Raw genomic sequence first — 26,556 nt, 5'->3', positions numbered from 1 at the left:
CCCCCTGATGTTTTGATCGATCGTCGGGGTGGCGGACCTCACTGCCCCAGGATCCGGGGCCGCGGGGCGTCCGGTACCGGCCGCAGCAGCGAGGGGTGGGCGTCGACCACCCGCTCCTTCGTGAACGCGGCCAGGATCCTGCGGGCCAGCAGCGGATCGGCCGGGAGCGCGTGCGCCGCGAACCAGCGGGCGGCCGACGGATCGGGGGAGGGCTCCACGAACTCCGCGCCCGCGTAGTCGTCCAGCGGCGGGTCGTAGAGGTAGCCGGAGACCACGTCGTGCCGCACCAGGCGCTGGACCAGCGCGTCGCGGTCGTGGACCAGGAGCGGCACCCGGAAGAGGGGCAGGGGGCCGTCGTGCGCCGTACGGTCGCGCAGCGCGGGCGAGGCCCACGGTGTGCCCGAGAGGAGCGCGACGCCGGCCCTGCGCCGGGCGAGGTCCTCGTCCAGGCGGGCCAGACGCAACCGCAACTGACCCCGGACCAGCGAGCCGTGCCGGGAGCGGTAGCCGTGCAGATCGACCCGGATCCACCGGTCGTAGGCGGTCAGGCCCGGCGCCTCCCGGGCGGCGGCGGCCAGCCGTGGTGCCCGCAGGTCCATCCGGAACGCCTCGCGCTCCATCAGCCCCAGCCGCTCCATGGTCCGCCACACCGGCCGCACCAGGTGGAGCGACCGCACGGCGGACCTGGCCAGCGGACGCAGGGTGGTGGACAGGTCCTCGCGCAGCCGGCCGGGGGTCAGCAGGTCGTCCCGCAGCAGCTCCAGCTCGCGGCGGGTACGGGCGTCCTCGACGGCGAGGAAGCCGCCGGCCATCCCGGCCACGTGCTTGGAGAGACTGAAGGCGGCCGCCCTGCCGAAGGTGCCGACCGGCTGCCCGTCCACATGGCTGCCGATGGCGTGCGCCGCGTCCTCGAACAACGGGATGCCCAACTGCTCGCAGCGGCGCCGCAGTTCGCGGACCCGGTCGGGGACGCCGTACAGGTTGGTGGTCAGGACCGCGTCGACGCTCCGCCAGGTGGACTCCGGGACGGCGGCCGGGTCGATGTTGCCGTCCCACACGGACACCGGCGCCAGCACGGGGCGCAACCCGGCCGCGAGGACCACGAACAGGATCACGTCGTCGTTCACCGGCGACATCAGCACCCGCGCACCGGGCCGGCACCAGCGCCGGAGCGCCAGGTACAGGGCCAGCCGGGCCGAGGGCGTGTAGACGCACTCACGGCCCAGTCGCCGTGTCATCGTCGTGGCCAGCAGTGAGCCGTACGGCATCGGCACCCCTTGTGTCGGTGGGCAGAGAAGAGCCGTGCGGGAGATCAGCCCGCCCGATGCGGGGAGGGGGGGAAGCGGGCTCAGCCCGCCGACGGTCCCGCTCCGGCGGAGTCCGCGTGCTGCCGGGAGGTGCGCAGGGTGCCGACGGTCCTGAGCAGGCGGTCGGCGGGCTCGCGCAGGGCCGGGTGCGCGTTGACCGTGTTGCGCAGGCCCCGCACCGGCCGCCGCCACATACGGTGTGCGGTCGCCACCGGGTGGGGACGGGTGGCGAATCCTTCCGCCACGCGCAGCTCGCGGGTCTTGAGCCAGTCCTTCCACTCCTTGTCGCCGCGCCCCATGTCCATGAGCCGCGCCCCGCGCCGCCCCGCCGCCTCGGCCATCCGCAGGTGCATGATCAGGCCGGGGGAGTAGTAGCGCAGCTCGGGGTCGTACGCGGTGAACCAGGGCGCGAAGACGGTGCGCGAGATCGGCCCGAAATGCGCGGCAACTGGCCGGTCACCGGCGTACACCACCGACAGGACCCCGGAGAAGTGCTCCTCGCGGACCTGGAAGAGGTCCTCCACGAGATGCACGATCCAGGGCCGTGCGAACCGGTCCATCCGGCCCGTCCTGCGGTACTGCGCGGACTTCCACCGCATCAGCGTGCGCAGCGCACCCGGGTCCCGCTCGTCGAACACGAACCGCAGCTCGCCCAGGTCGCGGGTGAGCCTGCGCTCCTTCTTGAGGGTCGTCTTGGCGAGCCCCGGGTAGGCGCCGCGCAGCCACTCCGGGTAACTGTCGCTGCCCACCTTCAGATCGATCACCGGGGAGGCGAAGGTGCCCGTGACGTACGGGGCGAACGGCTTCTGCTCCTCCACGAGGTGGTCGAACTCGAACACCGAGAGCCCGCAGGCCTTCAGCAGGGCTCGGGTGTCCCAGGTGACCCCGGGGCGGTGCACCAGGCCCTGGCAGTCGGAGAGTCCGAGGCCGACGGCCCGGCCGACACCGAAGCTGCCGCGCTCGTACGGCAGGAAGCCCACGGCCTCTCCCCGCTGGTGCAGCACCGCCACCCGGGTGCCGGCACGGTGTCTGTCGATCCCGGCCGCGAACTCCGGTGCCAGGAACGGGTTGGCGTAGTCGGGGGACTCGTCCATCGCCCGGTGCCAGGCCCCCCGGAGCGTGGCATCGAGTTCGTCGGGTCTGTGGATCGTGATGTCCGTGTCGCTGCTCGTCGATCGCATGGGCGATCGCCCCCCATTCCCCCCATTGCCGATCGAACGGTCGGCAAGGATCAAACGTCGCGAAACAGTACGCACGCTGTCAAGGGTGCCCGCTGTAACGGAACAACGCCGAACGTATGCATATGGTTCCCACGGCCACGGCGCGCGACGGGGCTTCGCCGCCCAACTCGCCTCTGATGCGACCCACCTGACGGGAAGGAGGTCGCGCCGGGCGAGTCGAGGATCCGGGTGACCGGTCGGCTTCGCTGTGGATGGTGAGTGGAGACGACTTGCGCGGGGCCGTCGGCGGGCCGGGGCGGGGCGGGTTCGTTGTCGGCGGACCGGGTTGGGTCGGTGACGTTCGCCGATCGGTACGCCGGACGAGCGCGGTTCCGGGGTGACCGAACCCGGTTGGACGGTCTGCGGGACGGTGGGATCAGTGCCGTCTCCTGGTCAGCGCGTTCGCCAGGCTCAGCTCCGCGGCTGACGCGGCGACTGGAACAGTGCTGCTCGTTGGTCGGGGCGCTACCGGCCCGGCGCCGCCACGCCTCGCCCCGCCGACGGCACCCGCGCCCTACCGCGACCTGGCACATCGACCGTGACCGGCCCTCGACGGGCGCCCGCCTCCGACCGTGCTCGCGCCTCGACCGTGACCGGCCCCCCCGGCCGTGCCCACCCGAGGGGCCCCGCACCTCGACCGTGACCGGCCCCCGGACTGTGACCGCCCCTCCCGCGGGGGCCGCACCTCGACCGTGCCCGCACCTCGACAATGCCCGCATCCCGACCGTACCCGTCCCCCGACCGTGATCCGCCTCCCGACGGTGCCCGCCCTCCACCCGACCGAGCGATGCCCCGCAAGACACCACCAATCCTCCCGCCGAACCCCCTCCGCGAACCCGCCCCCCGGCCCTCCCCGCGTCCGCCCGCACCCCCGCCCCACCTCTCCCATGCCCCCCACCTCCCCCTTCGCAGCCGTCACCCCGGCAAAACCTCCGCCGCCCTCCTCAATAAGCCGCCCCGGGGTCTTGTTCGGACAATCTCCTGGGATCTAGGGTCACTCCGGGGAGCAAGCGCTTTCCCGCACGTCAGCGTCCCGGCACCGGACGCCCGAGGAGGACCGCATGTCCCGTCCAGCCCGTCGCCGAGTCGCCGTGGTCGGCACCGGCGCCATCGTCAGCGGCAGCCATCTGCCCGCGCTCAGGGCCCACGCCGAGCGGGTCGAACTGGTCGCCGCCGTCGACGTGGACCAGGGCAGACTCGACGCCTTCCGCGCACTCGCGGGCGAGGACGTCGCCGGGTTCACCTCGGTCGACGAGATGCTGGACGCCGTACGCCCCGACCTGGTCCTCATCGGCACCCCGCCCTCCCTGCACCGCGCCCAGACGGTGGCCGCGCTCAAGGCGGGCGCCTGGGCGCTGTGCGAGAAGCCGCTGACGCTGTCGCTCGCCGAGTACGACGAGATCGCCGCGGCCGAGGAAGCCTCCGGCGCCTACGCCTCCGTGATCTTCCAGCACCGCTACGGCTCCGGCGCCGCCCACGCGCGCGACCTCATCGCAAGCGGTGAGCTGGGCGCCCCCCGGGTCGCCCACTGCCAGACCACCTGGCACCGGGACGCCGCCTACTACGCCGTACCGTGGCGCGGGACCTGGGCGAGCGAAGGCGGCGGCCCCACCATGGGCCACGGCATCCACCAGTACGACCTCCTCCTGCACCTGCTCGGCCCGTGGACGGAGATCCGCGCCATGGCCGCCCGGCTGGTCCACGACACCGAGAGCGAGGACGTCTCCACCGCCCTCGTCCGGTTCGGGAACGGCGCCCTCGCCACCGTCGTCAACAGCGTGCTGTCCCCCGACGAGGTGAGCCGCATCCGCATCGACTGCGCCGACGCGACCGTCGAACTCACCCACCTCTACGGTCACCGCAACGAGGACTGGACCTACACGCCCGCCCCGCACGTCGCCTCCGAACGGGCCGACGCCTGGCGTACCCCCACCGCCGACGTGCCCAGTTCGCACGCCGCCCAGCTCGGCGCGCTCCTCGACGCGTACGACAACGGTGTCAGGCCTCCCGGCAGCGGCGCCGACGCACGTGCCACCCTCGAGTTCGCCGCCGCGCTCTACAAGGCCGCCTTCACGGGGCAGCCCGTGACCGCGGGCGAGATCGTGCCCGGCGATCCCTTCTACCCGGCGATGCACGGCGACCACCCCCACTGGGCCCCCAAGGAGCACGCATGAGCATCCGCGTCAGCCACGTCCACGGCGAGCACATCGCCGTCGAGGCGGCGAACGGCACGGAGATCCTCCGCTACGTCTACCGACCCGACCCCGACGCCTTCGAGGCCAAGAAGCCCTACGCGCATCCGGTCCGCACCCTCGGCGGCCGCACGGTCACCGGCTACCGGCCCAACGACCACCGCTGGCACAAGGGCCTCCAGATGACGGCGAGCCATCTGTCCGGGCAGAACTTCTGGGGCGGCAACTGCTACGTGCACGGGCAGGGCTACCAGTACCTGCCGGAGCGCGTCGGCTCCATGCGGCACGACGGCTTCACCGCGCTCACGGCCGCCGAGGACCGGCTGGACCTCACCGAGACGCTGACCTGGGTGGAGAACGGCGGCGAGGAGTGGGCCCGGGAAGAGCGGGGCCTTGCCGTCCACTCGGTCGACGAGGCCGCCGGCTCCTGGGCGCTCGACTGGTCGATCCGCCTGACCAACCTGCGCGCCGAGCCCCTCGTCTTCGGCTCGCCGACCACCGCGGGCCGGGAGATGGCCGGCTACACCGGACTCCAGTGGCGCGGCCCCCGCGACTTCACCGGCGGCAAGGTCTTCGCCCCGGACACGGTCGCCGACGCGGACAAGCTGATGGGCAGCCAGAGCCCCTGGCTCGCCTTCACCGCCGAGCACGACGACGTCAACGCCCACTCCACGCTCGTCTTCGCGCACGCCCCCGAGAACCTGGACCCCGCGAGCGCGGTCCACGAGTCCCACTGGTTCGTGCGTTCCCAGCCCTTCCCGACGGTCGCGTTCTCCTGGGCGTTCTTCCAGGAGTTCGAGCTGCCGCCGGGGGAGTCCTTCGCCTACCGCTACCGGCTGGTCGTGGCCGACGGCGCCTGGGATGCCGAACGGGTCGGTGAGCACCTGGAGGGGCTGTCGTGGTGACCGGGGCCGCGGGGGCGCCCAAGCCGGAGCTGCCCCGCCCCCTGCCCGGTGCCGTCGGTCTGTCGCACCTCAGCGCCTACGACTGGGAGGCCGCCGACGGCGTCTGCGGCGGCAGCCCCCATCTGCACCTGGTGTGCACGGAGGCGTACGTCGTCACCGGCGGCCGGGGCGCGGTGCAGACCTTGAGCCCCGACGGCTACCGGGAGATCCCGCTGGAGACGGGCTCCCTCGCCTGGTTCACGCCCGGAACCGTGCACCGCATGGTCCAGGGCGGCGATCTGCGCATCACCGTGCTGATGCAGAACAGCGGCCTTCCCGAGGCCGGCGACGCCGTCTTCACCTTCCCGCCGGAGGTCCTCGCCGACCCCGAGCGGTACGCCGCGGCGGCCCGACTCCCGTCCGGCACCGGGCCGGAGACGGCCGATGCCGCCCGGCGCCGCAGGGACCTCGCCGTCGAGGGCTATCTCGTCCTGCGCGACTCCCTGGCCGCCGGTGACAACGGCCCGTACCTGGAGTTCCAGCGCGCGGCCGCCCGCCTGGTCCGGGAGAAGGTACCCACCTGGCGCGGGCTGTGGCAGGCGGGGGCGCTGGCCACCGCCGAGCGTACCGGCACCCAGCTGGATGAACTGGCCTCCGGTGAGCCGTCGTACCTCTTGCAGGCGACCGGTCACGAGGCCGCGCCGACCCGGCTCGGCGGCTTCGGGATGTGCGGACGGCGCGACGAGTACGACCTGCCGGGCACGACGCTTCCGTACGGCGGCGAGTAACCGCATCTGATCCTGGGGGACAACGGGCTGAGCAAGAGCGAGTACGGCCTCCCGGTCGTGCCGGGAGGCCGTACTCGTGACGGGGCGTTCAGCGGTGCCCGACGGCTGGTCAGCTCCAGGGGGAGGCGGTCAGCCAGCTGGTGTCCTGGGCCCACGAGGACGTGGCGTCCCAGGCGTTGGAGCCGCCGTTACTGGCGATGTAGGCCGTGTAGTTGTAGTGGCGGATGTACTTGGTCGGGTAGTTGACCGACTGGAACGAGTGGCCTGTCCCGCTGTTGCCCGTGGTGGGGCAGAAGGTGGCGTCCTGCGCGAACGCGCTGTTGCCGTTGTCCGTGTTGAGGTAGAGCTCGTAGTTGTAGTGGCGCAGGTACTGGCCCGGGGCGTTGGCGGACTCGAAGGACAGGCAGGAGCTGTTGGCGAGACCTGCCCGGACGATCCAGGTGGCGTCCGCCTTGTCGGTGGCCGAGCTGGCGGAGGTGATGTTGGAGATGACGACCTTCGTGTCGGCGTCGTCGTGGCGGAGGTAGTCCGTGGTGCAGCAGGGGGACGTGGTGGCCTGGAGAGAGATCCGGGAGCCGGGCGTCAGCGAACCGGTGCTGGTCGAGCCGCTGTTGTAGCCGGCGGCGGTGATGTTGGCCTGGACGGCGTTCTCGGTGGCGTCCGAGGGGTAGCCGGAGGTCATGACGCCTTCGTAGAAGGTGCCTTGGGCGCCCTTGCTGTTGTCACCGCCGATGCCCAGGATGATCGCGCCCTCCTTGTGCATCGGGTTGTAGCCGGAGACGTTGGGGCGTACGCCGCTGTAGTAGGTGGACAGGCTGCCCGCCTGGGCGTCGCCGCCGCGGATGGCCCACTGGTTCGGGCCGCCCTTGACCATGGCGGTCAGGAAGCGGTTGGTGACGGTCGGGTCCCCGGAGTTGAGGGTGCGGTTCACGCCGGAGAACAGGCCGTTCTCGAGGTCGGCCATGACCCACGGGCCGTTGCCGCTGCCGTAGCCCCAGGCCTTGCTGTTGCCGAAGTAGATGGCCTCCATGTGGCCGTTGCCGGTGTCGGTGCTGCTGGTTTCGGCGTTGCCGTAGTCGAAGCAGCAGCCACCGTTGAAGTGCGTGCCGTCGAAGATGGCGTACATGCCCTCGGGCTGGTCGCCGGTGGCGATGCCGTTGGTGTTGTTGTTGCGGTAGCCGGTGCCGGGGGCCACGTAGACGCCGTACGCCTTGTGACCGCCGACGGTGACCGGCGCCTCGAAGGCGTTGGCCAGGTTGTCCGGTCCGCCGGCCGCTCCGCCCGCGGGCGCCTGGGTGAGGTTGTTGCCCTTGCCGGACTGGTCGTAGATGACGGTGATGACACAGCTGGTGTTGGCGCAGAAGGTGTCCTGGGCTGCGGCGTTCGCGTAGCCTCCTGCGCTCAGCACGCCGATGTTCTGCGTGGCGTTGTCCGAGGCGCGCCTGACCTGGTAGAGCGGGCCGTTGTACGCCGCGTACAGGGCGCGGGTCGTGCTGTGCGCGGCGACGCAGGGGGTGCCGCCCGCGGCGTAGATGTCGCACGGCGCCTGGGTGGCGGCCTGGGAGGTGGTCGCCGTGGTCGTGAGTAGACCCGCGGCGAGCGCGGCGGTGGCGCCGACCGCGAGGAGCGCGCGTCTGATGCTGCGCATCCAGGGTGCTTTGATCATGCGGAAACTCCTTCACAGGGGGAATGTGTGCACGTCTCCGGTCCCGGGCGCCGGCACGGCACCGGGCTCGTCAGCTCCAGGGAGACGCGGCGAGCCAGCTGGTGTCCTGGGCCCACATCGAGGTGGTGTCCCAGGCGTTGCTCCCGCCGTTGCTTGCGATGTAGCCGGTGAAGCTGTAGTGGCGGATGTACTTGGCCGGGTAGTTGAAGGACTGGAGGGAGTAACCCGTGCCGCTGTTGCCCGTCTTGGGGCAGAAGGTGGCGTCGGCGGCGAACTGACTGCTGCCGTCGTTGGGTTGGAGATGCAGCTGGAAGGCGTAGTGCCTCAGGTACTGGCCGGACGCGTTGGCCGACTCGAAGGACACGCAGTTGGCGTTGGCCAGGCCGGCGTGGACGATCCAGGTCGCATCGCCCTTGTCGGCGGCCGGACTCGCGGCGGTCACGGGCGCGATGACGACCTTGTCGTCACTCGTGTCGTGCTGCAGGTAGTCCGTGGTGCAGCAGGGAGTCGTGGCCTGCAGCGACAGCTTCGCGCCGGGGACGAAGGGAGTGGTGGTGCTGTAGCCGGCTGCGGCGATGTTGGCCTGGACGGCGGCGTCGGTGGCGTCGGACGGGTAGCCGCTGACCATGGCACCCTCGTAGAACGTGCCCGCGCTGGCGTTGTGGTTGGTCTGGCAGCAGTCGCCGCCGCTGCCCAGGATGATCGCGCCCTGCTTGTGCATCGGGCTCCATCCGCTGGGCAGTGCGCCGCTGTAGAGCTGCGTCAGACCCCCGGACTGGGCGTTGGCCCCCTTGAGCGCCATCTGGGTGGTGCCGTTGTTCTTGAACATCGCGGTGACGAAACGGCTGGTCTGGGACACCTGGTTGGGATTCCACGTCTTGCTGCCACCGCTGAACAATCCGTTCTCGATGTCCGCCTGCACCCATGGGCCGGTTCCGGTGCAGCCGCCGAACCAGCACTCCGTACCGAAGTTGATCGCGTCCATGGCGCCGTTGCCGTCGGCATGGTGGTCGGTCTCGGTGTTGCCGTAGTCGAAGCAGCAGCCGTTGTTGACGTGGGTGCCGCTGGTGATCATGTACTCACCCTCGGGTGAACTGCCGGTCGGCACACCACCGGTGGCGTTGTACGCGAAGTAGCTGTTGCCGGGGTTGATGTACAGCGCGTAGGCCTTCTGACCGCCCACGCTCACCGCCTCGGTGGTGGCGCCGGCCGCGGTGTCGGCACCGCCCGTTCCCCCCGGTCCCTGGTAGACCAGGGTGTTGCCGCCGCCGGTCTGGTCGTAGACGCGGGTGATGGTGCAGGTCGTGCCCGCGCAGAAGGAGTCCTGTGCCGCGGCGTCGGCGACTCCTCCCGCGGCCAGTACGCCGATGTTCCGCAGCGAGCTGTCCGAGGCTCGTTGTACCTGGTAGAGGGGGCCGTTGTAGGAGGCGAAAAGCGCGCGTGTGGTGCTGTGGGCCGCGACGCACGGAGTACCGCCCGCCGCGTAGATGTCACAGGGTCCTTGGGTGGCGGCGTACGAGGTTCCGCCGGAGGTGACCAGACCGACGAGGGCCAGTGCTGACGCGGCCAGAAAGACGACCAACCCTTGGCGTAGTCGGCGGAGGATGAGCAGGGCAGGCACCTGGAACTCCCTTGCGTGTCTTGACGGAGCGGCAGGCCGCGCCCCAACCGTGTTCACGGTGGGCTCTGGGGGCGGGCTGCTGGAATTGTTAGCGCTAACAATTCAAAGGCCTGGCGGGGGGCGGCCATTGGCAAGGGTGGTTGGGATCAGGGGGCGAGCGTTCCGGCCGTGGGGTCTCTGAATTGTTAGCGCTAACAATTTGTCAGGCGATCCAGTCGTTACTCGGTTGGCCGGATCAAGGCATGACTATCGACGAACGCTCCGGGGCCGTCAAGGGGTTGAACCGCGGGATTCCGCTATCTCGGCAATTCCGAGAGGGCCACGCGCCTGCATCTCATTTGGTGATTTTGCACTGGCGGGCCGAGGTCCGGGAGAGGGCGCAATTTCGGCTGCCGGATGCTGCCGGTCGCTGCCGGATGCCCTCCCGGCTCACTCAGGGCCGAGCGCGTGGTTTGCCGCTGCGCGCGTGCTCACCGAGTCGAGCGCTCGGCATGCCCAGTCGAGGTCGTCAGGGGCGCGGAGTTCGTCGAGGACCAGCCGGTGCAGCTCGGCCCACACCCCGGCGTTCGTCCACTCGGTGAAGCGTCGGTGGACGGTGGCTCCTGAAGGGCCGAACGACGCGGACGGCAGGTGTTGCCATGGGCAGCCCGACGTCGCCACGAAGACGATCGCGGCCAGCACCTCCCGGTCGCCGTGCCGACGGCGACCGCCGCCCTGGGGTCGCGACGGGGGCTTCGGAACCACCCGCTGGAACAGCTCCCACAGTTCGTCCGGTACGAGGCGCTCCACGATCGGGACCACGGCTGAAGCGTAGGGGACCAAATGAGATGACGTTCAAACGGGCGGTCGGCAGAAGGTAAAGTTCTTTCCTGGTCGGTAAATTGAAGTGTCGGACTGGTGAGAGCAGGCGTTTTATCAAGCTCGAAAGGATTGCTTTACTTTCCTTTGAGTTTCCGTGAGCAGCGGACGCCCGAACGTCTTCAAGGGCGTGCGGCCCGGAACGAACGCAGCCGAAGTGAATTGCCGACCACGAACACCGACGAGAACGCCATCGCCGCCCCCGCGAGCATCGGGTTGAGGAGTCCCGCCGCGGCCAGCGGCAGCGCGGCCACGTTGTAGGCGAAGGCCCAGAACAGGTTGGACCGGATCGTGCGCAGGGTGCGGCGGGCGAGCCTGATCGCGTCCGCAGCGGCCCGCAGATCGCCCCGCACGAGAGTGAGGTCGCCCGCCTCGATCGCGGCGTCCGTGCCCGTGCCCATCGCCAGCCCCAGGTCGGCCTGGGCGAGCGCGGCCGCGTCGTTGACCCCGTCGCCCACCATCGCGACCGAACGCCCCTGCGCCTGGAGCCGCTTGACGACATCGACCTTGTCCTGGGGCAGCACCTCGGCGATCACCTGGTCGGCGTCGATGCCGACCTCGCGGGCCACGGACGCGGCCACGGCCCGGTTGTCCCCGGTCAGCAGCACCGGGGTGAGCCCCAGCGCCCGCAACCGGGCGATCGCCTCGCGGCTCGTGTCCTTGACCGCGTCGGCCACCTCGAGCACGGCACGCGCCTCCCCGTCCCAGGCGACCGCGACCACCGTACGGCCGGCCGACTCCGCGGCGGTCTTCACCTGCCGGAGTTGTTCGGGCAGCCCGATCGCCCAGTCGGACAGCAGCCGTTCGCGTCCGACGAGGACCGCGTGACCGTCCACGACGCCCTGCACACCGAGCCCCGGCACGTTCGCGAAGTCCGCGGCGGCGGGCAGTTCGCCCAGCTTCTCCCGCGCCCCGTCGGCGACCGCGCGGGCGACCGGGTGTTCCGAGGCGTGCTCCAACGCGCCCGCGAGCCGCAGGACGTCGGTCTCCTCGGTGCCGGGGGCCGGGTGGACGGCCAGCAGGGTCATCCGGCCGGTGGTGACGGTGCCGGTCTTGTCCAGAACGACGGTGTCCACCTTGCGGGTGGACTCCAGGACCTCGGGACCCTTGATGAGAATGCCCAGTTGGGCTCCGCGGCCGGTGCCGACCAGCAGCGCGGTCGGGGTGGCGAGGCCCAGGGCGCACGGGCAGGCGATGATCAGTACGGCGACGGCTGCGGTGAACGCGGCGGCCGTACCGGCGCCGTTGCCGAGCCAGAAGCCGAGGGTGCCCAGCGCGAGCGCGATGACGACCGGCACGAACACCGCGGAGATCCGGTCCGCGAGCCGCTGCGCGGCCGCCTTGCCGTTCTGCGCGTCCTCCACCAGCTTCGCCATCCTGGCGAGTTGGGTGTCGGAGCCGACCCGGGTCGCCTCGACGACGAGTCGGCCGCCCGCGTTGAGGGTGGCCCCGGTGACGGCGTCGCCCGGGACCACGTCGACCGGCACGGACTCACCGGTGAGCATCGAGGCGTCGACGGCGGAGGAGCCCTCGACCACGGTTCCGTCGGTGGCGATCTTCTCCCCGGGGCGGACGGCGAAACGGTCCCCGACCTTCAGCTCGGCCACGGGCACGCTCTGTTCCCGCCCGTCCGCACGCACCACGGTGACGTCCTTGGCCCCCAGCTCCAACAGGGCCTGGAGAGCGGCTCCGGCCCTGCGCTTGGAGCGGGCCTCGAAGTACCGCCCGGCGAGGATGAACGCGGTGACCCCGGCGGCGGCCTCCAGGTAGAGGTTCCCGGCGCCGTCACCGCGGGCGATCGTCAGCTCGAAGGGGTGCTTCATGCCCGGTGTGCCGGCGGTCCCGAGGAACAGGGCCCACAACGACCAGCCGAAGGCCGCGACGGTCCCGACGGAGATCAGGGTGTCCATGGTCGCCGCGCCGTGCCGGGCGTTGGTGAACGCGGCCTTGTGGAAGGGCCATCCGGCGTACGTCACCACGGGCGCGGCCAGGGTCAGCGACAGCCACTGCCAGTACGTGAACTGGAGGGCCGGGATCATCGCCATCGCGACGACCGGGGCGGCGAGGACCACGGCGGTCACCAACCGCTGCCGCAAGGACCGCAGTTCGTCGGACTCCTCGTGATCGGGCGCGGCGGGCTCCGGTGGTGCCGGTTCTCGGGCCGTGTAACCGGTCTTCTCGACGGTCGCTATCAGGTCCTGGACGGACACCCCGCCCTCGTGGGTGACCCTGGCCTTCTCGGTGGCGTAGTTGACGGTGGCGGTGACCCCGTCCATCCGGTTCAGCTTCTTCTCGATGCGGGCGGCGCACGAGGCACAGGTCATGCCGCCGATCGCGAGTTCGGTCTCGGCGGCTGCGGTGGTGGTGGTCATCACTGCTCCTCGTGGATACGGGGCGGGGGTATATCGGCGGCGTTCCATATATACCCCTGGAGGGTATCTTGAGCAAGTGGCGCGATCGGGTTGACTTGATACCCCCTGGGGGTATCGTGAGGTGCATCGGAAAACCGGATCGAGCCGGAGGTGCGACCCATGCACGCTGGACTGAGGATCACCGCGTACGCCGCCGCGCTGGCCGCGACCTTCGGCACCGCCTACGGGGTGGGCCAGGGCATCGGGCCTGTCGTCGAGAACGAGCCGCCCGCCCGCCATGACATGCGCGGAGACGGCAGTCAGCCGGCGCACCCGGAACGCGAGTCGCCCCCGGCCGGCGGCCTTCAGATCTCCGAGAAGGGCTACACCCTCGACCTGGCGACCCCTCGCCTCGCGGCCGGACGCACGGCCGACCTCCGCTTCACCGTCCGGGACGGCGTCGGCCGCGCGGTCACCGCGTTCCGGACGGAGCACGACAAGGAACTCCACCTCATCGTCGCCTCACGCGACCTGAACACCTACCGCCATCTGCACCCCGCCCGGGCCGCCGACGGCACCTGGAGCATCCCGGTGTCACTGCCCCGCGCGGGCGGCTACCGGGTCTTCGCCGACTTCACGCCGGAGAGGAAGGGGGCCGAGAACCTCACCCTCGGCGCCGACCTCGCCGTCTCCGGCGCCTACCAGCCGCAGCCCGTCCCGGCGCCGCACGCCACCGCCGAGACCGACGGCTACGAGGTGGAACTCGATGGCACCCTGCGCCCCGGCGCGACCCGCGCGCTGAAACTGACCGTCTCCCGCGACGGCAGGCCCGTCACCGACCTCCAGCCCTACCTCGGCGCCTACGGCCATCTGGTCGCCCTGCGCTCCGGTGACCTCGCCTACCTGCACGTCCACCCGAACGGCGAGCCCGGCGACGGCACCACGACCCCCGGGCCCGACATCTCCTTCACGGCCACGGCCCCCAGCACCGGCACGTACCGGCTCTTCCTCGACTTCAAGCACGACGGCAAGGTGCACACCGCCGCGTTCACGGTCGGCGCCGGGGGAGCGGCCGGGGAGCCTGCGACGGAGGCCCCCCATGAGTCCTCCGTCGGTCATGGCCACTGACGGCGGTCACGGCGACGGACGGTGGGCACAGCCCGGGGCGACGGGTACGGCCACGGGCCACAGGTGCGGCCACGGGCGGCGCGCGCGGCCGACCTCAGCCGGTGCGTGCCCCCGGCCGGCTGGGGCGACCTCGGCGCGGGCGCCGCGATGAGTCCTCCGTCGGTCATGGCCACTGACGGCAGTCACGGCGACGGACGGTGGGCACAGCCCGGGGCGACGGGTACGGCCACGGGCCGCAGGTGCGGCCACGGGCGGCGCGCGCGGCTGACCTCAGCCGGTGCGTGCCCCCGGCCGGCTGGGGCGACCTCGGCGCGGGTGCCCCCATGCGTCCTCCGGTGAGCACAGCCGCAGGCGGCGAACACGGCTACCGGCCCCAGCCCTGGCCCCGGGCGAGGCCACGCCGCTGCACGTCAGCCGATGCGGGTTCCCGCGCCGCTCACCCGGACCCGGGGGTCGCCCGCGCGCAGGGTCACCGTGAGCTCGCCGGGGCGGCCCAGGTCCTCGCCCTGGCGCAGGGTGAGGACCGCGTCCTCCGCGACCAGGCCGAGCTCACGGGCGTACGCGCCGAAGGCGGCGGCCGCGGCACCCGTCGCCGGGTCCTCCACGACCCCGCCGACGGGGAACGGGTCCCGGACGTGGAAGACCCCGGCCGACTCCCGCCACACCAGCTGGACGGTGGTCAGGTCCAGCCGGTGCATCAGGGCCTCAAGGCGCGCGAAGTCGTACGACAGCTCCGCGAGGCGCGCCCGGGTCGCCGCCGCGAGGACGAGATGGCGGGCGCCCGCGAACGCGATCCGCGGCGGGAACGCCGGGTCGAGATCGCCGGCGGGCCAGTCCAGCGCGGCGAGCGCCTCGGCCAGGTCGGCGTCGCCGATCTCCTCGATGTGCGGCTCGACGCTGGTGAGCGTGGCCCTGACCGCGCCGCCCTCCTCGGCCACCGCCACCGGCACGGTCCCGGCGGGTGTCGAGAACACCAGCTCCCCGGGGCCGATCCGCTCGGCGAGGGCGATGGCGGCCGCGACGGTCGCGTGGCCGCAGAACGGCACCTCGGCCTTGGGGCTGAAGTAGCGGATGGTGAACACCCGGCCCTCCGGGCCGTCGAGATCTTCCGGGGGCGCGGTCAGGAACGCGGACTCCGAGTACCCGAGCTCGGCAGCCACGGCCAGCATGTCGTCGTCGCCCAGGGCGCTCGCGTCCAGGACGACTCCGGCAGGGTTCCCTCCCTCGGGGTTGCTGGAGAAGGCGGTGTACCGCAGGACCTCGGACCGGGGCGCGTTCGTCGTCATGCAGGGGGCAACGTGAGTCCGGCCGACGGCTATTCCTCAGCCCAGGGCCCGGTCCAGATTGAAGGCCGCGCTGATCAGGGCGAGGTGCGTGAAGGCCTGCGGGAAGTTGCCCTGCTGCTCGCCGGTGTTGCTGATCTCCTCGGCGTACAGGCCCAGATGGTTGGCGTAGGTGAGCATCTTCTCGAAGGCCAGGCGGGCCTCGTCGATCCGTCCGGCGTGCACCATGGCCTCGACGTACCAGAACGAGCAGATCGAGAAGGTGCCCTCGTCGCCGCGCAGGCCGTCGGGGCTCGCCGTCGGGTCGTAGCGGTAGACGAGGGAGTCCGACACCAGTTCCTCGGTGAGCGCGTCCAGAGTGGACAGCCACTTCGGGTCGGTCGGCGCGATGAACTTGGTCAGCGGCATCATCAGGACGGCCGCGTCGAGCACGTCCCCGCCCTCGTGCTGGACGAACGCCTGCCGGGCCTCCGACCAGCCGTTCTTCATGATCCGCCGGTAGATGGTGTCCCGGCACTCCCGCCACCGGTTCAGATCGGCGGGCAGACCGCGCCGGCCCGCCATCCGGATCGCCCGCTCGATCGCCACCCAGCACATCAGCCGGGAGTACAGGAAGTTCTTGCGGCCGCCGCGCGTCTCCCAGATCCCCTCGTCGGGCTGGTCCCAGTGCGCGCACACCCACTCCACCAGCGTGCACACGTCGTCCCACTGGCCGCTGGAGATGGGCTTGGCCCACTTGTCGTAGAGATAGATCGAGTCGATCAGGGCGCCGTAGATGTCGAGTTGGAGCTGGTCGGCGGCGGCATTGCCGACCCGGACCGGCGCCGAGCCCCGATGCCCTTCCAGGTGGACAAGTTCACGCTCCGTCAGATCGGTGCGGCCGTCGATGCCGTACATGATCTGGAGCGGTCCCGACGGGCCGTGGCCCTCCGGGCTGACGTGCCGGATGAGGAAGTCCATGAACTGCTCGGCCTCGCTGGTGAATCCGAGCCGCAGCAGGGCGTACACGCAGAAGGCGGCGTCCCGCACCCACACGTACCGGTAGTCCCAGTTGCGCTCGCCGCCGAGCTGCTCGGGCAGGCTGGTGGTCGGTGCGGCCACGATGGCGCCGGTCGGGGCGTAGGTGAGGAGCTTCAGGGTGAGCGCGGACCGGTGCACCATCTCCCGCCAGCGGCCCCGGTACTTGGAGGCGGACAGCCAGTGCCGCCAGTAGGCGACCGTGCTGGTGAACTGCTCCTCGGCCTCGGTGTGCGCGCACCGGCGCGGGGTCACCTCACCGCCGACCTGGTCGAGGGCGAACACCGCCGACTCGCCCTCGGCGAGCTTGAAGTCGGCCCGTACGTCCGGGCCTTCGGTCTCCAGGGCCACCGTCGCGGTCAGCCCCAGCGACAGCTTCGGGGACTCGAACACCGCGACGTCCCCGACCATGCGCAGGGTGTGCGGCTGGGCGCCGTAGTCGAAGCGCGGTGCCACGCGGGTGCGGAACGGGATCGAGCCGCGCACGCACAGCACCCGCCGGATCAGCCGGTGCCGCTCCGTCTCCACCGTGTCCCCGTCGACCGGCATGAAGTCCTGGACCTCGCCGACGCCGTCCTCGGTGTAGAACCGGGTGATCAGGACGTTGGTGTCGGGGAAGTAGAACTGCTTGGTCCTGGCCGGTACGGCCGCCGCCAGCTCGAAGCGGCCCCCGCGCTCGGCGTCCAGGACCGACGCGAAGACGCTCGGCGCGTCGAAGGACGGGCAGCAGTACCAGTCGATGGTGCCGTCGGTCCCGACCAGCGCCACACTGCGCAGGTCGCCGATCAGGCCGTGCTCGGCGATCGGCAGGTATCCGCCGTCGTTCCCAGGTGATCCGCTCATCGCAGCCTCCTGCCGATCAGCCTAAGCAGGATCGACCGCACACGTCAGCGGAACGGCCCTCACACCGTGAGGACCCGCACCCCCGCCTCCTCGAACCGCCCCACCGTCTCCGGATCCGCCGCCGAGTCCGTGACCAGCGTGTCGATCTCCGCCGCCCCGCAGATCCGGGCGAACGCCCGCTGTCCCAGCTTGCTGGAGTCGGCGGCCACGACGACCCGCTCGGCCCGCTCGCACAGCAGCCGGTTGATCGCGGCCTCCGCCTCGTCATGGGCGGCGGCACCGTGCGTGACGTCGAGGGCGACCACACCGAGGACCGCCACATCGAGGGTGATCTGCCCCAGCACACCGTCCGCGAGCGGCCCGACCAGCTCGTACGACTGCGGGCGCGCCACCCCGCCGGTCAGCACGATCTTGAACTGCGGGCGCACGGCCAGCTCATTGGCGATGTTGAGCGCGTTGGTGACGATGGTCAGCGCGGGGGAGCCGCTGGAGAGGTCCCCGCGTACGGCGAGCGCCCGCGCCACCTCGGTCGTGGTCGTGCCGCCGGTCAGGCCCACGGCCTCGCCCGGTGCGATCAGCTCCCCGACCGCCTTGGCGATGCGCTGCTTCTCGGAGGCGTGGCGGGCGGTCTTGTACCGCAGCGGCAGCTCGTACGACACCCCGTGCACGACCGCCCCGCCCCGGGTGCGCACCAGCATCTGCTGCTCGGCCAGCTGGTCGAAGTCACGGCGGATCGTGGCGGCCGACACCGCCAGCTCGGTGGCGGCGTCCTCGACGTCGAGCCGTCCCCGCTCCACGAGCAGCTCCAGCAGCGCCTTCCACCGGGCGTCCCGCGACATCCGCGCCCTCCGTCCCTCGATCTCCCGGCGACCTTAGCGCACCCTGGTCCCACTCGAATGCTTGATTGTGCTCGAAAGAGCGCTATATCTTGCAAGAACAAGCAAAGTGAGGGAAGGGCGGCCGCATGACCCATGTCGAGGACGAGCTGATCAGCCAGCCGGACTGCTGGGAGCGGGCGGAGGCGGAAGCCGCCCGTTGCTCCGGTGCGCTGCCCGCGCCCGGCGAGCGGGTCGCGATCGTCGGGTGCGGCACCTCGTACTTCATGGCGCAGGCCGCTGCCGTGCTCAGGGAGAGCGCGGGGCAGGGCGAGACCGACGCCTTCGCCGCGTCGGAGTTCCCGGCCGGCCGCTCGTACGACCGTGTCGTCGCCCTCACCCGCTCCGGCACGACCACCGAAGTCCTCGACCTGCTGGGGGAGTTGCAGGGGCGCACCCGCACGACCGCGCTCACGGCCGACCCCGCCTCGCCTGTCATGACCGCCGCCGACGAGGTCGTCGTCCTCGACTTCGCCGACGAACGCTCCGTCGTCCAGACGAGGTTCGCGACCACCGCCCTCACCCTGCTCCGCGCCCACCTGGGCCTGCACACCGACGCCGTCGTCGCCGACGCCCGCACCGCGCTCGCGACCCCCTTGCCCGAAGGGCTCGTCGACTGCGCGCAGTTCACCTTCCTCGGTCGCGGCTGGACGGTGGGCCTGGCGAGCGAGGCCGGGTTGAAGATGCGCGAGGCCGCTCTCGCCTGGACGGAGGCCTACCCGGCGATGGAGTACCGGCACGGCCCCATCAGCGTCACCACGCGGGGCACGGCCACCTGGATGCTCGGTGAGGCTCCGGAAGGGCTGGCCGAACAGGTCGGTGAGACAGGCGGGTTGTGGATCCCCGGCACGCTCGACCCGCTCGCCGAACTGGTCCGGGTGCAGCGCCTCGCGGTCGCCGTCGCCGCCGCCCGCGGCCTCGACCCGGACCGGCCCCGCCACCTCACCCGCTCGGTGATCCTCGCCCGCCCCTAGGAGTCCCCGTGCCCCTCGTCACCACCGGCGAACTCGTCACCCGGGCCGCCGCCACCCGCTCCGCCGTCGCCGCCTTCAACGTGATCACCCTGGAACACGTCGAGGCCGTCATCACCGGCGCCGAGTCCCTGGACGCGCCGGTCGTCCTCCAAGTCAGCGAGAACGCTGTGAAGTTCCGCCACGGCCGTGTCCTGCCGCTGGCCCGCGCCGCCGTCACCGCCGCCGAACGGGCCGCCGTCCCCGTCGCGTTGCACCTCGACCACGTCCAGAGCGACGACCTGCTCCGCGAGGCCGTCGACGCCGGCTTCAGTTCGGTGATGTACGACGCGGCCCGGCTGCCCTACGCCGAGAACCTCGCCGCGACCTGTGCTGCCGCCGACTGGGCGCACTCCCAAGGCCTTTGGATCGAGGCGGAGTTGGGAGAGATCGGCGGCAAGCACGGACAGCCCCCGCTGGACGCCCACGCACCTGGTGCCCGCACCGACCCGGCCGAGGCCCGGGCCTTCGTCGCCGACTCCGGCGTCGACGCGCTCGCGGTGGCCGTCGGCAGTGCCCACGCGATGACCGAACGCACCGCCACCCTCGACCACGACCTCCTCAAGCGCCTCGCCGCCGGCCTGGACGTCCCCCTCGTCCTGCACGGCTCCTCGGGGGTCCGCGACGACGAACTCACCGCTGCCGTCGCGGGCGGCATCGCCAAGGTCAACGTCGGCACCGCGCTCAACACCGCCATGACCCGGGCGATCCGGGAACACCTCGCGGCTCACCCCGAGGCGGTCGACTCCCGCACCTACCTCGGGGTCGGCCGGGACGCCATGGCCGAGGCCACCCGGCGGATCATCCGGATGCTCGGGCCGTGAGAACGGGCTGGTAGAAGCCGACGGCCCCGGGTTCGTGCCACCGCACGTCCACGAAACCGGCCCCGGTCACGAAGTCCTCCACCTGCGCACGGGTCAGCGCCCATGAGGTCGTACGGCGGACCCGTACGGCCCAGTCCCCGTCGGCGGGCACGAGCTGGAAGTGCTCCTGGTCGTAGCGCTCCCCGTCCTCGTGCCAGTGCCACAGCTGAAAGGTGATCATCCGGTCGTCGGGGTCCCCGGAGACCTGCGGGGGCGTCGCGCCGGGCCTGGTCCGGCGGATCTCGTCGTAGTCCCGCACGGTGAGCAGCAGCAGCCCGCCGTCCCGCAGCACCCGCCGCATGCCGCCGAGTGCGGCGGCCATGTCCGGGGCCGTCAGCAGATGGGCCAGGGAGTTGTCGGCGCACACGACTACGTCGAACGCCGATGAGGCGAAGGGCAGTTGCCGCATGTCCGCGGCCGCGGTCGGGACCGGGGCCCCGCGGACCGACGCCTCGGCCGCGGCACGCGCCGCGGCCACGGGACTCAGATCGCTGCCGACGACCCGGTGCCCGGCCACCGCCAGCCCGATCGCCTGCGTCCCGATCCCGCACGAGCAGTCCAGGATCCGGAGCGGACCGGGCCCCACGAGCGCGCCCAGCGCGGCGGCCTGCCGCGCCATGCTCGCGTCCCAGTCCGCGAAGATCCGGTGGTAGTCCGGAGCCAGTGAGTCGTAGAAGTCCCGTGCCGACCTGTCAGTCACTCGACCTTTTTACCGCCTTCAGCACCACGAACTTCGGGTCACTGGCGACGAGTTGGCTGTTCCCGAACAGCTTCCGCAGCTTCACGTGGTACCCGAGGTGCCGGTTCCCGACGACCCACAGCTCACCACCGGGCCGCAGCGCCCTGCGCGCGCCGGCGAACATCCGCCAGGCCGTCGCGTCGGTCGTCGCCTGGTGCGAGTGGAACGGCGGGTTGTTGAGCACCACGTCGACGCTGCCGTCAGGCACCCCCGTCAGCCCGTCCCCGACCCGGAACTCCGCCCGCCCCGGCGCGCCGTTCGCCTTGTACGTGCCCTCCGCCGAGGCCACGGCCTGGAAGGACTCGTCGACGAACAGCACCTCGGCCTCCGGGTTGCCGAGGGCCACCGCAGTGCCGACCACGCCGTTGCCGCAGCCCAGGTCCACGATCCGCTGCGCGCCCCGGCCGGCCGGGAGGTGCTGGAGGAAGAAGCGGGTGCCGATGTCGAGCCTGTCGGCACAGAAGACCCCCGCGTGGTTGACGACGGTACGGCCGGAGACGGCCCCGACACCGTCCGGGAGCGCGTAGCCGTACGGCCACGGGTTGGCGGGCCGTTCGAGCGACGGCTCCGGAGTGCAGAGGATCAGCCGGGCCTTCTTCTCGGCGAGCGAGGTGCGCGTCGGGCCGAGGATCCGCTCGAACAGCTGGAGCGTCGAGGTGTGGATCTCCTTCACCATGCCGGTGCCGACCACGACCGTGCCCGCGTGCACCGCAGGCGCCAGCCGCAGCAACTGGTCCTCCAGCAGGGCCAGGCTCTTCGGCACCCGCACCAGCAGCACGTCGATCCGGTCGGGCGGCGGGTCCTGCGTGGTGAGCAGCCGGACGGTGCCCGGCTCGACGCCGGCGCGCGCGAGGTTCGCCCTGGTCGCCTCCTGGCTGAGGAAGGAGTCGGTGATCTGCACCGGCCGGTGCGCCGCCAGCGCGGTGACCAGCGCGCCCCACCGGTCGCCGACCACCACGACCGTGCCGGACAGCGCCACCCGCTCGGCGGCGAGATGCCTCAGCAGGTACTCGTCGGAGGCGTCCCAGGCACGCAGCCGGTCACGCGGGTCTTCGGGGAAGCGGGTGAGCGCGAGCTCGCCCCAGGGGGTCGTCATACGGTCGTCCATCGTGCGTCCAGGCTAGCGGAGCTGCAGTTCAGGCCCGCTCGGGCAGGATGAAACCATGGATGCCGAGCTGTTCCCCCGAGCGCGCGCACAGATCGCGCCGGGCGCTGTGCACGTCCCGGACTGGCTGGCGCCGGAGCGACAGCGCGAGCTGCTGGAGGCCTGCCGCGAGTGGGCCCGTCCGCCCGCCGGGCTGCGCACGGTGCACACCCCGGGCGGCGGCACGATGACCGCCCGGCAGGTCTGCCTGGGCTGGCACTGGTACCCGTACGCCTACGCCCGCACGGTCGCCGACGGCGACGGGGCACCGGTGAAGCCCTTCCCGCACTGGCTGGGCGAGCTGGGCCGACGGGCGGTACGGGACGCCCTCGGCACCGGGACGTCCGGACACGACCTCTCAGTGATCGACTTCGACATCGCACTGATCAACTTCTACGACGGCGACGCCCGCATGGGCATGCACCGCGACAGCGACGAGAGGACGGACGCCCCGGTGGTGTCCCTGAGCCTCGGCGACACCTGTGTCTTCCGCTTCGGCAACACCGAGACCCGGACCAAGCCGTACACGGACGTGGAACTGCGCAGCGGCGACCTGTTCGTGTTCGGCGGCCCGTCGCGGCTCGCCTACCACGGCGTGCCCCGTGTGCATCCGGGCACCGCGCCGCCCGAGTTGGGGCTGACCGGGCGGCTCAACATCACGCTGCGGGTCAGCGGCCTGTAGCCCGGGTCGGGAACGGATCATGGGAGACTCGCCCTCATGAGCGGCAAGGCGGACCCCCGGTCGGCGGGGGAGAGGACCACCTCGAGGGCGCGGCTGGAACGGGGGCGCGGCGCGCTCGGGCCCGCACTGGAGCTCGTGCACACCGGGCGCGCGCCCACCCGGGCGGTGCTCACCGCGGAACTCGGGGTCACCCGGGCCACGGCCGGAGCGGTCGCAGCCGAACTGGAGGCGCTCGGGCTGATCCGCGTCGACGCCCGTCCCACCGCTGCCGCCGGTTCCCAGGGCAGGCCCTCGCACCGCCTCGCGGTCGCCGAGGAGGGCCCGGTCGTCCTGGCGGCGCAGGTGCACGCCGACGGTTTCCGGGCCGCGCTGGTCGGCCTGGGCGGCCGTATCGTCGCCACCGCGCCCGCCCGCGAGACCGTCGACGCCGATCCCGCCAAGGTCCTCGGCTCGGTCGTGGAGGCGGGGGCGGATCTCCTGCGCACGACGGGCAGACACTGCGTCGGTGCCGGACTCGCCGTCCCCTCCGCGGTCGCCGAACCCGACGGGCTCGCCCTGAACCCCCTGCACCTGGCCTGGCCCGCGGGCGCCCCCGTGCGCCGTATCTTCACGGAGTGCGTGCGCGCGGCCGGGATCCCCGGACCGGTGTTCACCGGCAACGACGTGAACCTCGCCGCACTCGCAGAGCACCGGCACGGCGCCGGCCGCGGCGCCCGCGACCTCCTGTGCGTGGCGACCGGGCATCGGGGTGTGGGCGGCGCCCTGGTCCTCGACGGCCGTCTCCACACCGGGAGTTCGGGCCTGGCCCTCGAAGTCGGCCACCTCACCGTCAACCCCGAGGGCCGCCCCTGCTACTGCGGCAGCCGCGGCTGCCTCGACGTCGAGGCCGACCCGCTGGCCCTGCTCACGGCCGCGGGACTCGACCCGGGCCCCGAGGTGTCCCTGCTCCAGCAGGCCAACGACCTGGTCCGCGACCACTACGACGACCCCGCCGTCCGTACGGCCGCCGAGACCCTCATCGACCGTCTGGGGCTCGGACTCGCGGGACTGGTGAACATCCTCAACCCGGACCGGGTCATCCTCGGCGGCCTCCACAGCACCCTCCTGGACGCCGATCCCACGCGGCTGCGCGCGGTCGTCGCCGAGCGCAGCCTGTGGGGCCAGAGCGGCGGTGTCCCCATCCTGAGCTGCACCCTCGCCCACAACAGCCTGGTCGGAGCGGCCGAGTTGGCGTGGCAGCCGGTGCTGGACGACCCGCTCGGGGCACTGAGCCGTGACTGAACTGCTGGAGGCGGAGACACTCCGTCTCGTCGAGGTGGCGCCACCGGTGGTCCCGTCCGGGACACGGGCGGTCATGAACCGGGAGTGGGACGAGGCCGTCCTCGCCAACCCGGCCCTCTTCGACGGACCGGTCGTGCTCTGCGCCGGCCTTTCGCGGGACGCCGGGGACGCCCTGCTCGTGTCCTGGTCCCGCACCACCTACCGCTACTTCGCCCTGCGCCGGGTCCCGGGCGCCACCGTCCTGCGGTCCCTCTTCGTGAGCGTGATCCAGCCGACGGACGACGGACGCGTGCTGGTGGGCCGGATGTCCCGTTCCACGGCCGCGCCCGGCCGCTGGCAGTTCCCCGGCGGATCGGTGGAACCCCCCACGGGCGACGAGCAGTTGGACGAGACAGCCCTGCGCCGCCATGCCGCGCTGGAACTGGCCGAGGAGACCGGCGTCGACCTCCCGGCCGCCGCGCTCACCCGCTGTCTGGTCACCTACGGCGACGACGGCCAGGTAGGGGTCCACTACCTGGCGCCACCCCTGCCCGCGCCGGTGCTCCAGGACCGCTTCGACGCCCTCGCGGCCGAGGAGGCGGCACGGGGACGCGACCCGGAGTTCGACCGGATGGTCTTTGTGGGCTCCCCGGCCGAACTGCCCCACCTGGAGGGCCCGCACGTGGTCTACCTGGAACCCTTGGTCCGCTGGACGAGCCGCCGAGTAGGCTCGTGACATGCGGATCTCCGTCTCCTCGGACATGGACGAACCTGTGGCCCGGGCCCTCGTCGACGCACTGCGCGCCCGGGGCCACGAGGTGGTCGCGCACGGCGCTCTCAGCCCCGGCGCCGACCCGCAGTGGGCGGCCTGTTCGGAGGCCGCGGCCCGTGACGTGACCGCGGGGACGGCCGACCAGGCGGTCGTGTGCTGCTGGACCGGCACCGGCGCCTCCATCGCCGCGAACAAGGTGCCCGGGGTACGGGCCGCCCTGTGCACGGACGCCTACACCGCGGACGGCGCCCGCCGCTGGAACGACGCCAACGTCCTCGCCCTCAGCCTCCGCCTGACCTCCGAGCCGCTCCTCAAGGAGATCCTCGACGCCTGGTTCTCCGCCACACCGAGCGAGGACGCCGAGGACCGGGAGAACGTGGCCAGGGTGAGCCGCCTGGACGTCGGCCGGACCTAGCGTTCAGTCTTGTCCCATTGCAACGATATTTCTTCCCTGAGCTGCGGCGACCATGTGTCGGTGCAATAAATCAGTTGCCCGTTCCTTGAACGCAACGTAGCTTTCCACCGTTGGAAAGCGACGGGTGGGAGACGGGGGGCGGGCCTCATGGCCTTCATACGGTTCGTGATGTTCGGAGGGGGCACAGGAGTCCTCGCCGGCTTCGCGGTGACGCTGCTCGCCGGGGTCATGCCCTGGGCCGTCGCCAACGCCGTCGTCACCGTCGCCTCCACCCTGCTGTGCACGGAACTCCACGCCCGGTACACCTTCCGCAAGGGCCGGGGTGCCGGGTGGCGGGAGCACTGGCAGTCCGCCGGCTCGGCCTCCGCCGCGTACCTGGTCACCAGCTGTGCCGTCGGAGCTCTGCACCTGCTGCGGCCGTCCGCGGGCACGGCGATCGAGCAGACGGTCTACCTCGGCGCCTCCGGTCTCGCCGGCGCGGGTCGGTTCCTCGTCCTGCGCCTGTACGTCTTCGCCACCCGGAGCACCCGCCCCCGGCGGCAGCAGGAGACGAGCGCGGTGCCCGTCCTGCTCGCGGCGTGACGCGGGTCAGCGGACGAGCGGGTGGGCCACCTCCAACTCACCGCGCTCGATCAGCCCGCGCACGGACTCGAGCACGGCGTCCTCCGGCTCGTAACGGGGCGCGTAACCGAGGACGGTCCGTGCCTTCTCGATGCTGAAGCACTGACTGCGGTGGAGGTGCTCCCAGCTCGCCTCGGCGTGCTCCGCAGACGTGCTCTCGCGGAACCGCTCCCAGGACACGGGTTCCAATGTCGCGGTCTGGCCGAACCAGCCGGCCGCGATGTGGGCGTATCCGCGGACGTTCAGCGCGGTGGGGGCGACCACGGTGAAGTCCTCACCCGCCGCCGCGTCCCGGCGCTCGATCGCCCGCTCGAAGCCCTGGGCGACGTCGTCGGCGTGCACGTGGTGCATCGACTCGACCCCGCTGCCCGGGATCGGCAGCGGCTTCCCGGCGGAGAGCGTGGCCCAGACGGCCGGGTCGAGGTTGCCCAACGGGCCGATCGGGTGCCAGCCGGGGCCGACGATGTGCCCGGGGTGCAGGGAGGTGGTCACCAGCCCGCCGGATGCGGTCTCCTCCGTCAGCATCCGGGCGATCCGGTCCTTCTGGACGCCGTACTCCCCGACGGGTGGGGTGCCCGTGCTCTCGGAGATCGGCAGCTTGAGGCTCGGGCCGTGCCGCCACACGGTGCCGCAGTGCAGCAGGTGTCCGGCCTCGCCGCGCAGCCGCTCGACCAGCGTGGTGGCCGACTCCAGGGTGAAGCAGACCAGGTCGACGACGACGTCCGGGGCCAACCCCGCCACCCGGGCGCCGAAGGTGCCCGCACCGTCCTCCTGCTGCCGGTCGGCCACGACCTGGCGGACCTGTTCCCATTCGGGGGCCTCGACGTAGGCGCTGCGGGTGCCGCGGCTGACGTTGACCACTTCGTGGCCGGCCCGCACCAGCCGGGGGACGAGGAAGGTGCCGATGTGCCCACTCCCACCGATGACGACGACTCGCATACGTTTCCCATCAGCTCGACTGTTGCCCTGCTCCGCCGTTCCCGCGCGGGACGCCGGTCTGACCAAGATCCGGCCGGT

At 71.9% G+C, this 26,556-nt stretch carries 23 protein-coding genes; 11 read left to right on the top strand and 12 right to left on the bottom strand.

Translation table 11 applies throughout. The features are described from left to right. Window positions 1-38: 38 nt before the first annotated feature. Together H295_RS0119385 and H295_RS0119380 are read right to left on the bottom strand one after the other, a co-directional pair. Window positions 39-1,268, bottom strand: a complete 1,230-nt coding sequence (locus H295_RS0119385; protein ID WP_020136999.1) for a DegT/DnrJ/EryC1/StrS family aminotransferase — start codon at window positions 1,266-1,268, stop codon at window positions 39-41. An 80-nt stretch (window positions 1,269-1,348) separates the two neighbouring features. Further along, a complete protein-coding gene (locus H295_RS0119380; RefSeq protein WP_020136998.1) occupies window positions 1,349-2,488 on the bottom strand; it encodes a GNAT family N-acetyltransferase in 1,140 nt (379 codons plus the stop codon). A gap of 1,100 nt (window positions 2,489-3,588) precedes the next feature. Between H295_RS0119380 and H295_RS0119375 the strand changes: the two genes are divergently transcribed. The 3 genes from H295_RS0119375 to H295_RS0119365 are packed head-to-tail and all read left to right on the top strand — an operon-like array spanning window position 3,589 to window position 6,391. Continuing rightward, window positions 3,589-4,701, top strand: a complete 1,113-nt coding sequence (locus H295_RS0119375; RefSeq protein WP_028809526.1) for a Gfo/Idh/MocA family protein — start codon at window positions 3,589-3,591, stop codon at window positions 4,699-4,701. Beyond that, entirely contained in the window at window positions 4,698-5,624 is a 927-nt protein-coding gene (locus H295_RS0119370) for a PmoA family protein (protein WP_020136996.1), read from the top strand. The genes H295_RS0119375 and H295_RS0119370 overlap by 4 nt, the downstream gene beginning before the upstream one ends. Beyond that, complete coding sequence (locus H295_RS0119365; RefSeq protein WP_020136995.1) at window positions 5,618-6,391, top strand: cupin; 774 nt, start codon at window positions 5,618-5,620, stop codon at window positions 6,389-6,391. The genes H295_RS0119370 and H295_RS0119365 overlap by 7 nt, the downstream gene beginning before the upstream one ends. 109 nt (window positions 6,392-6,500) lie before the next feature. On the opposite strand, the gene H295_RS0119360 is transcribed toward H295_RS0119365, so the two are convergent. From H295_RS0119360 to H295_RS0119345, 4 genes are all read right to left on the bottom strand, one after another. After that, window positions 6,501-8,057 carry an alpha-L-arabinofuranosidase B gene (locus H295_RS0119360; protein WP_020136994.1) on the bottom strand — a complete coding sequence of 519 codons (1,557 nt, stop codon included), beginning with the start codon at window positions 8,055-8,057 and terminating at the stop codon, window positions 6,501-6,503. A gap of 70 nt (window positions 8,058-8,127) precedes the next feature. Further along, complete coding sequence (locus H295_RS0119355; RefSeq protein ID WP_234021640.1) at window positions 8,128-9,678, bottom strand: alpha-L-arabinofuranosidase B; 1,551 nt, start codon at window positions 9,676-9,678, stop codon at window positions 8,128-8,130. Between the two features lie 429 nt (window positions 9,679-10,107). After that, window positions 10,108-10,479 carry an IS5/IS1182 family transposase gene (locus tag H295_RS0119350; protein WP_020136992.1) on the bottom strand — a complete coding sequence of 124 codons (372 nt, stop codon included), beginning with the start codon at window positions 10,477-10,479 and terminating at the stop codon, window positions 10,108-10,110. A 179-nt stretch (window positions 10,480-10,658) separates the two neighbouring features. Next, window positions 10,659-12,908, bottom strand: coding sequence for a heavy metal translocating P-type ATPase (locus H295_RS0119345; RefSeq protein WP_020136991.1), 2,250 nt, complete (start codon window positions 12,906-12,908; stop codon window positions 10,659-10,661). A gap of 159 nt (window positions 12,909-13,067) precedes the next feature. Between H295_RS0119345 and H295_RS0119340 the strand changes: the two genes are divergently transcribed. After that, window positions 13,068-14,015: a hypothetical protein gene (locus H295_RS0119340; RefSeq protein WP_020136990.1), complete on the top strand. Its 948-nt coding sequence runs from the start codon at window positions 13,068-13,070 to the stop codon at window positions 14,013-14,015. A gap of 410 nt (window positions 14,016-14,425) precedes the next feature. On the opposite strand, the gene H295_RS0119335 is transcribed toward H295_RS0119340, so the two are convergent. Genes H295_RS0119335 through H295_RS0119325 form a run of 3 tightly spaced genes read right to left on the bottom strand, consistent with a single transcriptional unit; the run spans window position 14,426 to window position 17,997 of the window. Beyond that, complete coding sequence (locus tag H295_RS0119335; RefSeq protein ID WP_020136989.1) at window positions 14,426-15,301, bottom strand: PhzF family phenazine biosynthesis isomerase; 876 nt, start codon at window positions 15,299-15,301, stop codon at window positions 14,426-14,428. 36 nt (window positions 15,302-15,337) lie between these two features. Beyond that, window positions 15,338-17,158: a glycoside hydrolase family 15 protein gene (locus tag H295_RS0119330; RefSeq protein WP_020136988.1), complete on the bottom strand. Its 1,821-nt coding sequence runs from the start codon at window positions 17,156-17,158 to the stop codon at window positions 15,338-15,340. 59 nt (window positions 17,159-17,217) lie between these two features. Next, window positions 17,218-17,997, bottom strand: a complete 780-nt coding sequence (locus tag H295_RS0119325; RefSeq protein ID WP_020136987.1) for a DeoR/GlpR family DNA-binding transcription regulator — start codon at window positions 17,995-17,997, stop codon at window positions 17,218-17,220. 125 nt (window positions 17,998-18,122) lie between these two features. Here H295_RS0119325 and H295_RS0119320 point away from each other — a divergent pair, with 125 nt between their 5' ends. Together H295_RS0119320 and H295_RS0119315 are read left to right on the top strand one after the other, a co-directional pair. Then, a complete protein-coding gene (locus H295_RS0119320; RefSeq protein ID WP_020136986.1) occupies window positions 18,123-19,007 on the top strand; it encodes an SIS domain-containing protein in 885 nt (294 codons plus the stop codon). A gap of 8 nt (window positions 19,008-19,015) precedes the next feature. After that, entirely contained in the window at window positions 19,016-19,867 is an 852-nt protein-coding gene (locus tag H295_RS0119315) for a class II fructose-bisphosphate aldolase (RefSeq protein ID WP_020136985.1), read from the top strand. Here H295_RS0119315 and H295_RS0119310 read toward each other — a convergent pair. Both H295_RS0119310 and H295_RS0119305 read right to left on the bottom strand, forming a co-directional pair. Beyond that, entirely contained in the window at window positions 19,845-20,606 is a 762-nt protein-coding gene (locus tag H295_RS0119310) for a class I SAM-dependent methyltransferase (RefSeq protein ID WP_020136984.1), read from the bottom strand. The genes H295_RS0119315 and H295_RS0119310 overlap by 23 nt on opposite strands. Next, window positions 20,599-21,741, bottom strand: coding sequence for a methyltransferase (locus H295_RS0119305; protein WP_020136983.1), 1,143 nt, complete (start codon window positions 21,739-21,741; stop codon window positions 20,599-20,601). Before H295_RS0119305 ends, H295_RS0119310 begins: the two co-directional genes overlap by 8 nt. Window positions 21,742-21,808: 67 nt before the next feature. Here H295_RS0119305 and H295_RS0119300 point away from each other — a divergent pair, with 67 nt between their 5' ends. The 5 genes from H295_RS0119300 (at window position 21,809) to H295_RS43365 (ending at window position 25,500) form a co-directional block, all read left to right on the top strand. Continuing rightward, a complete protein-coding gene (locus H295_RS0119300) occupies window positions 21,809-22,471 on the top strand; it encodes an alpha-ketoglutarate-dependent dioxygenase AlkB family protein (RefSeq protein ID WP_020136982.1) in 663 nt (220 codons plus the stop codon). A gap of 36 nt (window positions 22,472-22,507) precedes the next feature. Then, window positions 22,508-23,752 carry an ROK family protein gene (locus tag H295_RS0119295; protein ID WP_020136981.1) on the top strand — a complete coding sequence of 415 codons (1,245 nt, stop codon included), beginning with the start codon at window positions 22,508-22,510 and terminating at the stop codon, window positions 23,750-23,752. After that, on the top strand, window positions 23,745-24,467 hold the full coding sequence (locus H295_RS0119290) for an NUDIX hydrolase (protein WP_020136980.1): 723 nt from the start codon (window positions 23,745-23,747) through the stop codon (window positions 24,465-24,467). The genes H295_RS0119295 and H295_RS0119290 overlap by 8 nt, the downstream gene beginning before the upstream one ends. Before the next feature lies 1 nt (window position 24,468). Beyond that, window positions 24,469-24,918 carry an RpiB/LacA/LacB family sugar-phosphate isomerase gene (locus tag H295_RS0119285; RefSeq protein ID WP_020136979.1) on the top strand — a complete coding sequence of 150 codons (450 nt, stop codon included), beginning with the start codon at window positions 24,469-24,471 and terminating at the stop codon, window positions 24,916-24,918. A 147-nt stretch (window positions 24,919-25,065) separates the two neighbouring features. Further along, on the top strand, window positions 25,066-25,500 hold the full coding sequence (locus tag H295_RS43365; protein WP_020136978.1) for a GtrA family protein: 435 nt from the start codon (window positions 25,066-25,068) through the stop codon (window positions 25,498-25,500). A gap of 6 nt (window positions 25,501-25,506) precedes the next feature. On the opposite strand, the gene H295_RS0119275 is transcribed toward H295_RS43365, so the two are convergent. Then, complete coding sequence (locus H295_RS0119275) at window positions 25,507-26,478, bottom strand: NAD-dependent epimerase/dehydratase family protein (RefSeq protein ID WP_020136977.1); 972 nt, start codon at window positions 26,476-26,478, stop codon at window positions 25,507-25,509. Window positions 26,479-26,556: the final 78 nt, after the last annotated feature.

This window comes from Streptomyces sp. 351MFTsu5.1 (genome assembly GCF_000383655.1).
In the GTDB taxonomy this organism is placed as follows: Bacteria; Actinomycetota; Actinomycetes; order Streptomycetales; family Streptomycetaceae; genus Streptomyces; species Streptomyces griseorubiginosus.
This window is presented reverse-complemented; position numbering and strand designations above follow the sequence as displayed.

Coding starts and splice junctions, on each gene's coding strand:
- H295_RS0119360 (WP_020136994.1), bottom strand. CDS start 8,057: ATGATCAAAGCACCCTGGATGCGCAGCATCAGACGCGCGCTCCTCGCG.
- H295_RS0119335 (WP_020136989.1), bottom strand. CDS start 15,301: ATGACGACGAACGCGCCCCGGTCCGAGGTCCTGCGGTACACCGCCTTC.
- H295_RS0119320 (WP_020136986.1), top strand. CDS start 18,123: ATGACCCATGTCGAGGACGAGCTGATCAGCCAGCCGGACTGCTGGGAG.
- H295_RS0119285 (WP_020136979.1), top strand. CDS start 24,469: ATGCGGATCTCCGTCTCCTCGGACATGGACGAACCTGTGGCCCGGGCC.
- H295_RS0119345 (WP_020136991.1), bottom strand. CDS start 12,908: ATGACCACCACCACCGCAGCCGCCGAGACCGAACTCGCGATCGGCGGC.
- H295_RS43365 (WP_020136978.1), top strand. CDS start 25,066: ATGGCCTTCATACGGTTCGTGATGTTCGGAGGGGGCACAGGAGTCCTC.
- H295_RS0119305 (WP_020136983.1), bottom strand. CDS start 21,741: ATGACGACCCCCTGGGGCGAGCTCGCGCTCACCCGCTTCCCCGAAGAC.
- H295_RS0119325 (WP_020136987.1), bottom strand. CDS start 17,997: ATGTCGCGGGACGCCCGGTGGAAGGCGCTGCTGGAGCTGCTCGTGGAG.
- H295_RS0119385 (WP_020136999.1), bottom strand. CDS start 1,268: ATGCCGTACGGCTCACTGCTGGCCACGACGATGACACGGCGACTGGGC.
- H295_RS0119275 (WP_020136977.1), bottom strand. CDS start 26,478: ATGCGAGTCGTCGTCATCGGTGGGAGTGGGCACATCGGCACCTTCCTC.
- H295_RS0119370 (WP_020136996.1), top strand. CDS start 4,698: ATGAGCATCCGCGTCAGCCACGTCCACGGCGAGCACATCGCCGTCGAG.
- H295_RS0119375 (WP_028809526.1), top strand. CDS start 3,589: ATGTCCCGTCCAGCCCGTCGCCGAGTCGCCGTGGTCGGCACCGGCGCC.
- H295_RS0119330 (WP_020136988.1), bottom strand. CDS start 17,158: ATGAGCGGATCACCTGGGAACGACGGCGGATACCTGCCGATCGCCGAG.
- H295_RS0119380 (WP_020136998.1), bottom strand. CDS start 2,488: ATGCGATCGACGAGCAGCGACACGGACATCACGATCCACAGACCCGAC.
- H295_RS0119340 (WP_020136990.1), top strand. CDS start 13,068: ATGCACGCTGGACTGAGGATCACCGCGTACGCCGCCGCGCTGGCCGCG.
- H295_RS0119300 (WP_020136982.1), top strand. CDS start 21,809: ATGGATGCCGAGCTGTTCCCCCGAGCGCGCGCACAGATCGCGCCGGGC.
- H295_RS0119295 (WP_020136981.1), top strand. CDS start 22,508: ATGAGCGGCAAGGCGGACCCCCGGTCGGCGGGGGAGAGGACCACCTCG.